The sequence below is a fragment of the Bacillus cereus group sp. N21 genome, assembly GCF_016483395.1.
Taxonomy (GTDB): domain Bacteria; phylum Bacillota; class Bacilli; order Bacillales; family Bacillaceae_G; genus Bacillus_A; species Bacillus_A pseudomycoides.
Genome location: NZ_JAEHBX010000099.1, coordinates 1 through 13,340, shown reverse-complemented (window position 1 = coordinate 13,340; position 13,340 = coordinate 1). Strand labels below are relative to the sequence as shown.

Genomic DNA, 13,340 nt, shown 5'->3' with positions numbered 1-13,340 from the left:
TTCTTTTTGTAAATTTTAATACAGATTCTCTTGAACGTTCGATTTCATTTTTATTTTCATTATAGAACTTTGACACAAACCTTAATATCATCATTTGTTTTTGAAATGACTGATACATTTTTTCAATAATCCGTAATGCTATCGCAATTGCCATAACCGCATTCTTTTTCTGATAATAATACCAATCATTAGCTAACATCATTTGAGCCTTTATCGCCTTATCGCTCATTACTTCACTCTTTAAATACTTCCGCTCAATAATTTCCCTTTGCTCAATATGGGGTACCACCCCACATCCATCAACTTAAGAAAACAAATCCACCCCAAAACGAAAAAAGTGAACTTAATTGTCATGAATAAATGTGGCGTGAAAAATGTTGTTATGGGTGTATTTCGAAATCTTAGAGAGAATAAAAAAAGGTATTGTCATATTCTTAAATCTGTAATATAATGAATTTATAAAAATCTTAATATTCAGAATCTTAAAGAGGAGGAATTATTATGGCAATCGCAATTGCAGTTTTATCATTTTTAGGTGGAGTAATTCCGTTAGTAACAACTCTATTAAAAGCATTCATGTAATCTTTACTTCTTTACAATGAATTATTATCTTACAAATGATCTGTTTATCAAAGCTAAATTGATGCACAGATCATTTGTGTGAGTCTAAATAGTAAAAAGGCTTATTTTCCTCACAAGGACTAAGTCTTTTTTATGCTTTCTTGTGAAAAATATACAAATTTACTTCTTCTCAAAATACACAGCCAGAATCACAGCACTCTCAATATGTTCATGAATTATATGTAATGATAACATGAGTTTCATTTTATTATAGTTAATTAATCCTAAATATAAATATAGGTCATTAAGTAAGAATGCCTCACTCTTCTCTATTTACCTATATCTATATTTTTACTAATTTATTATGATATCGACATTGATTTAAAGTGTTTTACACAAAATAAACAAGTGGGATTTTTTGTTTGATACAAGAGTAATAAATGATTTTGTTTTCATAATTCACAAAAATTTTAAATGTTAATATTTGTTATATAATAAACCTATCAAGAAACATCCCTATGTTTTTCTAATATGCCTGTTAAGATAGTTTGTGTTACCCTTTTTGTCACCTTACCTTAAAAAGAACTTGTAGTGATTCCTACAAGTTCTTTTTGTTTTTTAACTTATAAAACCTACAATAGATCTTTAAAAATCTAAAAATTTTATTTGAAGTCAAAGTTTATATAAACTTAGTTTGATGAGCATAGGAAGGTACTCTAAAATAAACATTTTTTGTAATTTCAATCATTTTGGGTTCTGGTGCGAAAACTTCAAGATAATTGCAAGTAATCTCTAAATCTTGGGCATACTGATACTATTACTCTAAAAAGGTGCGTGATCAGTATGGAAAAGCGAAATTTATTCAAGTGGAAGCATTATTATCATGATATTATTTTGCAAACAGTAAGATGGTACCTACGGGGCAACTTGTTTTACTGGACAAGTCTGTCCAAAATCAAGTGAAGTTCATCCATCAACTATTTGGAATTGCTGCTTAAGACTAGATTCCACTAGGAAACTTTTCGCCTCTTTATATCTTTCCTAAGTATTTGCACCAGAACCCCCAGAATCGTTTCCGTACCCCATATATACATAATTACTTTTCGATCTACAGCAAGAACCCTATGATTAAACCTATGTTAGGATTTAAATCTTTTTACACAGCTAAATCCACGATTTCTGGTATTGAAGCGATACATATGATAAAAAACAGAAACTTATTTTACGGGACCAGTCTGTTCAAAATCAGAATATCTTTATCAATCAATTATTTGGATTAGCTGGATAAAGGATGATTCCGTTAGGAATTTACCCTCCCTTTCATTTTCCGTTATATATTTGCACCAAAACCCTTTGATATCATATTCCTCTTTAATTAGATAAGAAAGAATAACGTCTTTTTTCATTTCAAGGAAATTTCTTTTTGTTAGCGTAATAACGATGTAATTCTATCCCTCTATCAAGTTTAAAGCTTCACTTCGAAGTGCACTATTATCTTTAAATATTCCTTTATATGAGGAAGTTATAGTCATTGAACCAGGTTTTTTCACACCTCTCATTGTCATACACATATGCTCAGCTTCAATTACAACAATTACTCCTTTTGGCTCTAAAGTTTCAAAAATTACATTTGCTAATTCATTGGTTATTCTTTCCTGCAACTGTGGTCTTTTGCATATGGTTTCTAAAGCTCTAGCTAATTTGCTTAACCCAGTTACTTTTCCATTATTAGGAATATAACCCATGTGGGCCCTTCCAAAAAAAGGTACCAAATGATGTTCACACATAGAATAGAACGGAATATCTTTAACTAATACCAATTCTTCATGATTTTCATTAAATATTTTTAACAAATGTTCAGAAGGGTTTTGACCCAAGCCTTGAAAAACTTCCTTATACATTTTTGCTACTCGCTTTGGGGTTTCCAAAATACCTTCCCTATTAATATCTTCTCCAATTGCTTCAAGAATCATTTTTACTGCTACTTCAATTTTGTCAGTATCTATTTCTACACTTTGGATTGTTTTTAAGCTCATATATTATTTCCACCTTACTAATTTATTCATAAAATGCTCTTATTTATACGCCTCGTTTATTTCCCCATACTAAAGCATGAAGTTGAGGTAATACTTTTGCATCATTCATTTCTTTACACTGTACAGCTTTTTCAATCAACCGTTCATATTTCTGTAATAAGTTTTTAATAAGCGCTGCATCATCCACCGTTTTCGTATCATCGTTCCCAACTTGTAAGAAAAATGGTACTTGCGGATATCGCTTGTGCACCTTTACTGCATATTCAAAATCATAATCTTCAAATACGACTACTTTTAAACTAAAATCTTTTCTTACTAATTTATGAATAATAGAATCTAGCATCGTAAAATCTGTTTTCATCTTCGAACTTGGTGGTTTAGGCGAAATTGTCACTTCATCAATTTGAAGTAACCATTCTTGCCACTTACTCCCTTGCGTCTCAATCGCTGTACGAATTCCATTCTCTTTTAATACAGTAAGAAGAAACTGAATATTTTTCAGCAAAACGGGATTCCCACCTGAAATTGTAACGTGAGAAAAATTTTCTCCACCAATTTCAACAAGTTCATTCCAAATTTCTTCTGGCGCCATTTGTCTAATTTGTTCTTTTGTTGAGCCATCCCATGTAAAGGCTGAATCGCACCAAGAACAGCTATAGTCACAACCTGCTGTGCGAATGAACATCGTTTTTTGCCCGATAACCATTCCTTCTCCTTGAATGGTTGGACCAAATATCTCCAAAACAGGAATCTTACTCATCGAGTATCCACTCCCGTCTTACTTCTGCATAACTCGTTGGTGTTTCAAAGAGACGTACGAATTCGACACGAGCTCCTTTATATTCTTCTGCTCGATTCCCTTTTGTTAATGCTTCCGCCATCTTTTCATAAATCCAGACGACCATATTTTCCGCAGTCGTATTCATCACTGGTAATGTTTCATTTAAATAGCGATGATCCAAATAAATCTCTATTTCATTTTTCCAAATTTCTTTTATATCTCCAAAGTCAATTGCAAGTCCAATGTCATTTACATATCCACTAATACCAAATACAACTTTGTATGTATGACCATGTAAATTTTTACATTTCCCTTCATAACAGTGCAAATGGTGTGCTGCATCAAATGTAAATTCCTTGCTGACCATTACTCTTTTATTATGGTATTTTAATTGCTCACGCTGAATATCCTTGTCCATTTTTTGCAAATTTTCTACAATGCGAAATCCGAAAAAGTTTTCCATTATTCATTCCCTCCTTCGCGTTCTTGTAGATACGTATCTAAACCTGCTTTACGAAGTTGGCACGCTGGACATTCACCGCAACCATTACCAATGATTCCGTTATAACATGTTAAAGTTTTTTCTCTAACAAACTCGAATGCTCCAAGTTCATCTGCTATTTTCCATGTCTCTGCTTTATCAATCCACATAAGTGGTGTATGAATGACAAACGGATATTCCATTGATAAATTTAATGTAACGTTTAAAGATTTCACAAACACATCACGGCAATCTGGATAACCACTAAAATCAGTTTCACATACACCTGTTACGATATGGTGTGCTCCAACTTGTTTTGCTAATACAGCAGCAAATGATAAGAATAGTAAATTTCGCCCATCTACAAATGTCGATGGTAATTCACCTTCTTCGTGTGTAATCTCCATATCTGTTCTTGTTAACGCATTTGGAGCTAGCTGATTTAGTAGGCTCATATCTAGCACTGTATGTTTAATGCCAAGCTCGTTCGCAATTTCCGCTGCACAATCAATTTCTAACTTATGACGTTGATTGTAGTTAAATGTTACAGCTTCCACCTCCGCAAACTGTTGCATTGCCCAAAATAAACATGTTGTGCTATCTTGCCCACCACTAAAAACAACTATTGCTTTATCATTAGAGTACATTTTATTCTCCCCTTAACTACTTGCACTGTTATAATATCTTAAGGCAAACTTCCAAAAATAAATTGAAATAATAAAAAATCCAATAGAATAACCCATTAACACGAATACATCGTTTAGTTCTAATCGACCAATTAAAGCATAAGTTGGAATATTACTAACAATAACAATAGGAAAAACAAATAAAAAAACAAATCGACTTATTCCTTTATATAAGGAAGATGGGTATCTAAGTAATGTCATAGTACCAAGAAATAACTCATGCATACCTTCAACTTTGGTTAACCATATTGATAAAGTCATTAAAATAAACCACAGAGAATACGAGAGTAAAATCCCTAAAAACAATAGACCCAAGAAAGAAAATCCATTTACAATACTAACACTCTCTCCCTTTTGTAATAATGCATAACTAATTAACAGTACGGCTGGTAAACAGTTCCCTAAATTCCCTAAATCAAGCTTTCTTAATGAAACTAGAAACTGACTATTGATAGGTTTAAACAATATATGATCTAAACTTCCTTGGTTAACTAAACTCGGTATATACGGTAGATTATTAATAAACAGAGTAAACATCAAAGATTTTATCAACTCACTTGTTCCAATTAGCAAATAAATATCATTTGTATTCCAACCATTAATATTACCAAAACTATCAAATATACTATTAAAAAATATTAATGTAACAATGAACCAAACAACGCTATCTAATATATTTAAAAAAAAGTTAACTCTATACATCATAATATTACTTAAATTAATTTTAAGAATTGCTTTTAACATTTTTAAATATCTAATCATATTTATGCACCAACAGATTCATATTTATTTAACCCCTTCTTCCAAAGTACTCTAATAAGGACATAGAAAACTAAGGACCATATCACTTGTAAAATTAATCCATTTACAATTTCAGTGCCACTTAAATTTCCTAAATATACATTTACCGGAAAGTGAATCAAGTATGAAAAAGGTAAAAACTGAGTTATTGTATTTAACGGGGCTGGTAAAAATTCAAGCGGAATAAGCGATCCAGATAATAATTCTAATACTATATCTACAGTAAAGAAAAAGGATGATATCTCTACAAAGTAAAATGAGAAGAGTGATATCAAATAATAAATCATATAATATAGTATTAATGCTCCTACTATTGAAAGAATGAACAGGAAAGTATATTTTAAAGTAGGCAAAAGGAAATAATCCCTGTTCAGGAATATTATCGGTATTATCGGTATCACTGACATCAGTACCTGAATAATTTTGTTACCTAAATTATGACTAAACCAATATCCAAAATATGAAAATGGTTTTGTAAGATATTTTGATAATTCACCGGATTGTATTTCCTCATTTATCGACCAGTGCATTTCAGGAATTAGTAAAAGTTCAATTAACTTAGCAATTATTACATAAGTAATCATCATTTCAAGAGTATAGCCTTGAATATTGTTTTGTGTTTCAAAGAGAGAATGCCACAATAGTATTAAAGCCACAAGCGGTATTAAACCAAAAATCATATATAATACAACATTCATGCGATACTGAAAAACCGCTTGAAATGAAAGCATCATTGGTTTTAAATACTTCTTCATACTGTTATTTTCACTCCAGTCGATTCCATTGAATAAATATCTTCAATGAGGTCTTGTGATGACATTTCAGTCAAATTGTAGTCAATAACATTGAATTCTTTTAATATGCTAGATATGGTCTCGTTCACTAGCTTATCTTGAATTTTTATTGTTACACTAAATTTGTCCGATTCTTTAACTTCTCCATATTTCTTAAGATCTTGAGAATTTATTTCATTCTCAAAGCTAAGAGATATATATTTATAACTCTTAATTTCTTCTTTTATTTTTTTGAAATTGTTATTAAAAACAACTTCTCCATTCTTCAATATTATTAATTCTTCACATAACTCATATATATCTGGGAAATAATGGCTAGTTATTATAACTGTTGTATTTCTTTCTTTGCAATAATTCTTGAGAAAATTTCTAATATTCTTTTGAGCAAGAAAATCCAATCCAATAGTCGGTTCATCTAAAAATAATATCTTAGGTGAGTGTAAGATTGAAGCAATTAACTCACATTTCATTCTCTCTCCTAACGATAGATTCCTTACTGGCGATTTAAGAATTTCTGATACCCCAAGATTTTCAGCTAATTCATCTACATTCTTTCTAAACTCTGTATCAGACAGTTCATATATTTCTTTATGTAATAAAAATGTTTCGTAAGGGGAAAGATCCCACCATAACTGATTCTTTTGGCCTAAAACAACGCCAATTGACTTTAAAAAATCTTTCTTCTTATTATGGGGGTTAAATCCATTTACCAAAATTCTCCCGGAAGTTGGTTTAATTAACCCAACCATTGCTTTCATTAAGGTAGACTTACCAGCACCATTCGCGCCAATAAGCCCTATTATTTTACCTTCTTTTATTTTGAATGACACATCACTTAAAGCAGTAACCTTGACCTTTTCTCTTTTAAATAAACTCTTGAAAGAGTTTATTAATCCTTCTTCAATCTTTACTCTTTCAAAAGTTTTTGATACATTTTCAATTTCAATGATATCCATCTTCTCTCTCCTTCTTACTACTTACTTACCACTCTAAAAACTTCTGCAAATTGCACTCCTGCCTGCATACCTCTATAAGAATTTAACCCCAAAACTCCATCAACCAAATTTAATGTTTTAAGTTGTGATTCGTATTTTTTAATTGATGCTTTTTTCAGTTCAATAAACCTGGTAATATCTTTTACAACCTGATAGTTTTTCATGGGAGTCCATACTTCATACTGTAAACACATCCTTATATAAGGAGCACAATCCTCTTTTAAGAACCCTGATTGACACAGGAATATTGCTTCTGATACAACTTCATTTACTATTCGATGATCCCTATCACTTTCCATATCATGGGGGAAATAAATAAAATTAGGCTTATATAGAGAGATTTCGTGAATAATTTCTTCCACAAAATCTAAAGAATACACAAGTGATCTGTCTGGTTTCTTTAAAAATTTAACATTTTCTTTTTCTATCCCTAATGTATTACAAGCTTTTATACACTCGTTCTCTCTATTTGAAACAATTTCATTTAAATCCCCTACACCTCCAGATAAATCTCCTTTTGTAATTATTATTACTTTTATATGTTCACCCTTACCAATAGCTTGAGCAATTGTTCCACCACAGCCAATGACTTCATCGTCATGGTGTGGCGCTATAACTAAATGTTTTTTTACTATATCCTTCATTCAGCATCACCTTTATTGAACAGGTAAATCATTTACCTATTATTTTAATTAAAAATTATTTACTCTGGAGTCCCTATATATACTAACTGGATACATTTTATTTCCACTAGAAAAATATACTTTTTTAAGAGCGTCTATTCGCACTGTATATCATTAAAATTCTACCCTTACTTCCTACATTCATACACCATAAATTCACTATTCCTCCCAAAAGGATTTTTATTGTAATCACCATAAAATTTTTTTATATTGAATCCTTCTATTTCTAAGAGATACTGCATTTCGGATGGTAAAGTATATTTTGCAAGAAATCTAAATTCTTTTTTACTTAATAAATTATCTGCTATGTCATAAACCTCAAAATAACAAGTGGTTTCAATTATTTGCTTATAATGATCTGCTTTTACGACATCCCATGATTTAACTTTATAATTTTTAAAATTCTCCCCTTTAATAGGACTATTTCCTCCATCACTCACTCTCTTAGAATAAGGAAGAATAGTTGGAGGTGTAATAATATCGAAAACAAAAATCCCGCCTTCTTTTAATAGTAATTTAATATTTCTAAGAGCTAATTTTTGTTGTGACGATGTAAGTAAATATTCAAATACACCACCAGACATAAATATAAAATCAAATTTTCTTTCAGACTTAAAATCTGTAGCAGAAGAAACCTTAAATTCTATTTTATCCTTAATATTTGGCATCTCATCTAGCTTCTTACTAGCTTTTTCAATCATTCCTGCTGATATATCAACACTAGTTACATTAGCGCCTTTTTCAGCAAGAATAAAAGATAATCTACCAGTACCGCACCCCAAATCTAAAACTTCATCATTTGGTTTTACCAAACCACTGTAAAAATCAAAAATACCATCAGGTTCCGGGATGATAATGTCGTATAATTCAGAAATTTCATCGTATTGTTGCTGCATTGTTTTCCTCCTTAATGTATTTCTTTTTCATATCCCCTATAAAAGGCAATCTGCCAAAATACGAGATAGAAAGCAGTTAAATAACCGTATTTTTTCTTGATATACTTATATGAGTTAATAATCGACCTTAATTTATTTTTAGGTTCATAATAACCATTTTTTTGTTGTAAAACCCCACGTGCATGACCTATCCCATAATTAAATGAACTTTTCAAATCTTGCTTAATGCTTAACTCTGGATGAATAATTCTTGCATTATCATCATATAAAATCTTAAGACTTGCAGATTTAACTCTAATATCAAAATCATAATCCTCTGTCCAAGATAAATTCTCATCAAAATAATATCCATTTACCTTCGCTAAGATTCCTTTATTAAATGCCAATGGAGGTGAATATGCATTTTTTTTGCAAGTATGTATATGTCTTGCACGTGCAATGATTTTTCCAATTTTGCTGTTAAATGAAAACATCACTCTTCCTTTAGCTAAAGATCCTGCATCTAATAATTTATATAACTTATTGATGGTACCTGGCATAAAAACACAATCTGAATCCATAATTAACACATTATCTTTACTAGAAATTTCAATTCCATAATTATATGCTTTTGCTAAATTAGGTGTAGGTAATTCGCCAATTACTGCATCGCTAGAATAGGCGATTTTTTTTACTTCTTCGGTTGCACCATTTAAGACAACGACAACCTCTACATTTTCATCAATACTCTTTAAACACTTTTCTAATCTAATATCGTTATAAGCTGGTATTACAATTGATAGATTCAACATATCTACTCACCTTATTTAAACAATTATCCATACTACTCAGAACTTCATCTAAACAATAAAATTCCCCTGAATCCTTTAACTCGACTAATTTATCTTTATTATTTCTATATGTTTCTATATCTGGGGTTAAAAGAAAAGTAATTCCTAATTCCTTACAAATATCTTTAATTGCAGGAGCCATTGAATATTTTTTTACCGGTACACCATATTGTACTACTACATCGTATGAATTTGATTCTAGGTATCTCCTAATTCTTTGTATCAATACATCCCTATATTCTTTCATCAATTCTTCGTAAATTACTGGATCCTCAATATCTTCCATCCAATCGTATGCACAAAAAGTAGGGTTCATTTGGTATTCATATGGTATAACTCCCGCATTTGATAGAATAATTGGATGAACCATAGGGTATTTATTTGTAACTTGTCTAATTTTTTTACCAATATATGAAAAATCATATGGTTTAGCCCAAGTACAAACTTGTAAAAAAGCAATTCTTTTCCCCTGAGGCTTTTCGTAATAATCCCCACAAAAATATTCCTGCCATGTATTGAACTCTTCATGCTGAATATACTTTGAGCAAGCTCCTCGTTTAAAAATTGTTTCCTCTTTTATTAAATCTAATAGTATATATTCTGGGTAGTTAGGATAACTTTTTTTATTAAGTAACAAATCCTCTATCATTCCATCTTTTAGATTAGAATAATTTCTATTTCTCAAAATCTCTCCTCCTTTATTTAATAATCAAAAATGAACCTAATAAAAGGGCATCCACCTCTGATCCATAAAATGACCTAATAGCATCACTTGGGTTACAAATAATTGGTTCTTTTCCTACATTAAACGATGTATTCATAACTGCAGGAATTCCTGTTTTCTGGTAAAAGTTGCGGATTGTTTCATAATAATCAGAATTCATATCCCTCGTAACTACTTGAGCCCTTGTTGATCCATCAACATGAACAATTGCTGGAACTAAATGATGTACCTCTTTTTTAACAGTAGAATTTAACAGCATATAAGGGTTATTTATTTTTTCTTCTAATACTACAGAAGCGTTTTCATCTATGATGCTGGGAGCCAATGGTCTCCATTGCTCTCTTTTCTTAATAGTATTTACTTTATTTAACATATCCCTCCTCTGAGGGCTAGCTATTATGCTTCTATTTCCTAAAGCTCTAGGGCCGAATTCCATCTTTCCAGAAAATCTTCCTATTACCTTATTTTGAATTAATAACTCGGAGCATTTATCATATTTGTTAGAGCCTAATTCTATATATGATAGATTATATTTTTTTAATATATTTAAGATACCAGAATCAGGAAATTCCGGACCAGAATATACATGATCTTCAGTGAACTTAGGCGTTATACCATTTTCGGCAAGAAACCATGAAGCTGCTCCAATACTTACCCCACTATCTGAAGCACCTGGTTGAATGTACAAACTATCCACTTCTGGTAAATCAGCTATCATTCTATTCGCTATACAATTTAATGCTACTCCTCCCGAAAGACACAAATTATCTATTCCAGTTAGATTAATAGCTTTTTTTACAAGCTTAACAATTGCTCTTTCCAAGGCTGCCTGACCTGAGGCTGCAATATTTTTATATCCCATTACCGATGAATTCATTAATAGTATTGAATCTATTGGATTATATTCATACTTAATATAATTAGGAGCAATCTTTGTTATACTATTAATAACTTTTATCCAATCTTTTAATACCGAAAAATATTTACCATTCATACTAACTGTATTTTTATTTGGTTTCAAAGGGTTTTCCAGTATATCAGGAAATTCAAATATTCCTTCCCCATATGAAGATAGGCCCATTAACTTCCCTTCATTATGCCTCCCTAAACCTGAAAATACAGTTAATGCTTCATAAAAAATACCTAAAGAATGTTCCAGCGGGTATTTTTCTAGTACTTCTATTTTATTACCTTTTCCTTTTGCTATCGTTATTGACTCTTCTTCTCCACTTCCATCAATAACTATTAGGGTAGCTTCATTGAATCCCGAACTAAAAAACGCACCAGAAGCATGTGCCAAATGATGAGAACACATATGAATTTTGGGATCTTTATCTCTCTTAAAAATTCCCTTCGGAAAAACCTTTTCAAGACAATCTTCTTTGTTAAGCTTCTTTGAATACTTCTCAAAATATAATTGCTCTACATCCCAACCCATAACAATATGATCTACTTCATTTGGAGTAATTTCAGCTTCCTTTAAACAATAAGCTATTGAATTATATGGAATTTTATCTAATGCCTTTTTTTGACGAATAAATCTTTCTTCTTCAGCTGCAGCTATTAATTTACCATTATAAAATAAACACGCACTTGCATCATGAATATCAAAGTCCCACCCATTGACTCCTAAAACATACATTATTTTACCTCGCAGTTATTTTATATTTTTCTTCTAATCTCATAATATTCTTGCGGAAAAAGGGTTGGTTTATCTATTAATCGTACAAAAACTAACATGTCTGTTTGAATATACAAATTATGGTATGTATCTTTAGAAAAACCAATGCCATCTAAGTCCTTTTTTATTAATTCTTCATCAATGTAAGGCTCTTCAGCCACTTTATAAGAACTTAAATCGTGAATAATTTCTTTTAAATAAAAACCTAAAGATGTCAAGAAATTCTGCAAATAAACCGCCCTATTACCTAATCTTTTAACACTTATATTTAAAAAAATTAAATCACCCTTTTGACCTTTTAATAATTCATTAGCTCTATTTAACCACAAATCTAACCCTCTACCATCATCTATAGGGTCACAATGTATTGCATCATACTTATTCCTTAAATCTTCCATAACTTCATTTCTAACATCAAAATTATAAAACTTAATATCATTGTTTGTATGTTTCAAACATTCAATTAACTCTTCGTCAATATCTCCTACATCTATTTCTCTGTTTTTATATTGTTTAAGGGCTAAACTTGTATAATCATCATCTCCACAAAAAAAGATATTTTTATTAGACGATAACTCTTGATTTATTATTTCAGCTCTCCTCAACGAACTATCCCAAGTAGCTTTAAATTGAGCATATTTTTTTTTGTTTATTTTATTCTCATATCCTGTATTACGAAGAGGGGTTGGTTCATATAAAATACTACTTGTTAACTCTTGTGAAAACCTTATTTTATTTTCTATAATTTCAACTAAATTTCTTTCTTTTAATACTTTTAATAATCTTAAAGCCAAACTTAAAGTCCCAGTTATTTTGACTAGATCATCTAAAGTATCTACAGTATTAATGGACTTCCAAATTATAAATTCGAATTGTTTTTCACTAATTTCATACCATTTTTTCCAAAAATTCAAAAGTACCCCTCTGTTTTTTAATTTTGGTACTTTATCTAACTCTTCTTCATAGTCTAATTCAATAAATCTTTCATATAATAAAATAATCTTATTTTCTTTCATTCTGTATACCCTACCTTAAAAAAAGTTACATATACAGTTAAACTGCATATGTAACCTCCTTATTTTAAAACTTAACCTAATGTCTTGCCTGCACGAATTAGTAAATCCTCTTCATCTAATTCAAGATCTTCAAGCTCTAACATTTCTTCATGAATATATTCCTTTTCCATTTCACATTCCCCCCTTATATAGATAATTGTGTAATTCAAATATTTGCAACAGATCTGCACCACCAATATTATCATAAGGATAGAATTTTCTGATAAATAAAAAAATTATATTTATGGATAAAATTCATTCAGAAAATTAAGTAAAATTTTTCCTGATAAAACAATACCAGGACTGTCTCTTATACACATCTGACGCTGCCGACGA

General features: G+C 30.6%; 14 protein-coding genes and 3 pseudogenes. 3 read left to right on the top strand and 14 right to left on the bottom strand.

The annotated features are described in order from the left end of the window. A partial coding sequence (locus JDS96_RS27980; protein WP_206777240.1) for a hypothetical protein occupies positions 1 to 229 on the bottom strand: 229 nt, incomplete at its 3' end. 1,166 nt (positions 230 to 1,395) lie between these two features. On the opposite strand from JDS96_RS27980, the pseudogene JDS96_RS27975 reads away from it, so the two are divergent. From JDS96_RS27975 to JDS96_RS32550, 3 pseudogenes are all read left to right on the top strand, one after another. Further along, positions 1,396 to 1,497: pseudogene (locus tag JDS96_RS27975) on the top strand (IS6 family transposase); the annotation flags it as partial. Next, positions 1,470 to 1,559 (top strand): annotated as a pseudogene (locus tag JDS96_RS33510) (IS6 family transposase); the annotation flags it as partial. The pseudogenes JDS96_RS27975 and JDS96_RS33510, both read left to right, overlap by 28 nt. A gap of 129 nt (positions 1,560 to 1,688) precedes the next feature. Further along, positions 1,689 to 1,849, top strand: a pseudogene (locus JDS96_RS32550) (IS6 family transposase); the annotation flags it as partial. A gap of 160 nt (positions 1,850 to 2,009) precedes the next feature. Here JDS96_RS32550 and folE read toward each other — a convergent pair. The 13 genes from folE to JDS96_RS27910 form a co-directional block, all read right to left on the bottom strand. Then, the gene (gene folE / locus JDS96_RS27970) at positions 2,010 to 2,597 is read right to left on the bottom strand and encodes a GTP cyclohydrolase I FolE (RefSeq protein ID WP_199668769.1); all 588 of its coding nucleotides are present in this window, start codon (positions 2,595 to 2,597) and stop codon (positions 2,010 to 2,012) included. 43 nt (positions 2,598 to 2,640) lie between these two features. Next, entirely contained in the window at positions 2,641 to 3,357 is a 717-nt protein-coding gene (gene queE / locus JDS96_RS27965) for a 7-carboxy-7-deazaguanine synthase QueE (RefSeq protein ID WP_033796907.1), read from the bottom strand. Further along, positions 3,350 to 3,841 (bottom strand): 6-carboxytetrahydropterin synthase QueD, encoded by a 492-nt coding sequence (gene queD / locus JDS96_RS27960; RefSeq protein ID WP_000426941.1) that lies wholly within the window; start codon positions 3,839 to 3,841, stop codon positions 3,350 to 3,352. The genes queE and queD overlap by 8 nt, the downstream gene beginning before the upstream one ends. Beyond that, a complete protein-coding gene (queC, locus tag JDS96_RS27955; protein ID WP_199668768.1) occupies positions 3,841 to 4,506 on the bottom strand; it encodes a 7-cyano-7-deazaguanine synthase QueC in 666 nt (221 codons plus the stop codon). Before queC ends, queD begins: the two co-directional genes overlap by 1 nt. A 12-nt stretch (positions 4,507 to 4,518) precedes the next feature. After that, on the bottom strand, positions 4,519 to 5,307 hold the full coding sequence (locus tag JDS96_RS27950) for an ABC transporter permease (protein WP_006097707.1): 789 nt from the start codon (positions 5,305 to 5,307) through the stop codon (positions 4,519 to 4,521). 2 nt (positions 5,308 to 5,309) lie between these two features. After that, a complete protein-coding gene (locus tag JDS96_RS27945; protein ID WP_018782253.1) occupies positions 5,310 to 6,101 on the bottom strand; it encodes an ABC transporter permease in 792 nt (263 codons plus the stop codon). Beyond that, positions 6,098 to 7,096, bottom strand: coding sequence for an ABC transporter ATP-binding protein (locus JDS96_RS27940; RefSeq protein ID WP_018767830.1), 999 nt, complete (start codon positions 7,094 to 7,096; stop codon positions 6,098 to 6,100). The genes JDS96_RS27945 and JDS96_RS27940 overlap by 4 nt, the downstream gene beginning before the upstream one ends. A 17-nt stretch (positions 7,097 to 7,113) precedes the next feature. Beyond that, positions 7,114 to 7,779, bottom strand: coding sequence for a PIG-L deacetylase family protein (locus JDS96_RS27935; protein WP_199668767.1), 666 nt, complete (start codon positions 7,777 to 7,779; stop codon positions 7,114 to 7,116). A 167-nt stretch (positions 7,780 to 7,946) separates the two neighbouring features. After that, positions 7,947 to 8,714, bottom strand: a complete 768-nt coding sequence (locus tag JDS96_RS27930; RefSeq protein ID WP_199668766.1) for a class I SAM-dependent methyltransferase — start codon at positions 8,712 to 8,714, stop codon at positions 7,947 to 7,949. Positions 8,715 to 8,725: 11 nt separating this feature from the next. Continuing rightward, positions 8,726 to 9,505, bottom strand: coding sequence for a glycosyltransferase family 2 protein (locus JDS96_RS27925; RefSeq protein WP_199668765.1), 780 nt, complete (start codon positions 9,503 to 9,505; stop codon positions 8,726 to 8,728). Next, a complete protein-coding gene (locus tag JDS96_RS27920) occupies positions 9,471 to 10,229 on the bottom strand; it encodes a DUF5591 domain-containing protein (protein ID WP_097795074.1) in 759 nt (252 codons plus the stop codon). Before JDS96_RS27920 ends, JDS96_RS27925 begins: the two co-directional genes overlap by 35 nt. Before the next feature lie 13 nt (positions 10,230 to 10,242). After that, positions 10,243 to 11,910 carry a carbamoyltransferase family protein gene (locus tag JDS96_RS27915; RefSeq protein ID WP_199668764.1) on the bottom strand — a complete coding sequence of 556 codons (1,668 nt, stop codon included), beginning with the start codon at positions 11,908 to 11,910 and terminating at the stop codon, positions 10,243 to 10,245. Positions 11,911 to 11,930: 20 nt separating this feature from the next. Next, positions 11,931 to 12,965, bottom strand: coding sequence for a bis-aminopropyl spermidine synthase family protein (locus JDS96_RS27910; RefSeq protein WP_018767826.1), 1,035 nt, complete (start codon positions 12,963 to 12,965; stop codon positions 11,931 to 11,933). Positions 12,966 to 13,340 lie beyond the last annotated feature (375 nt).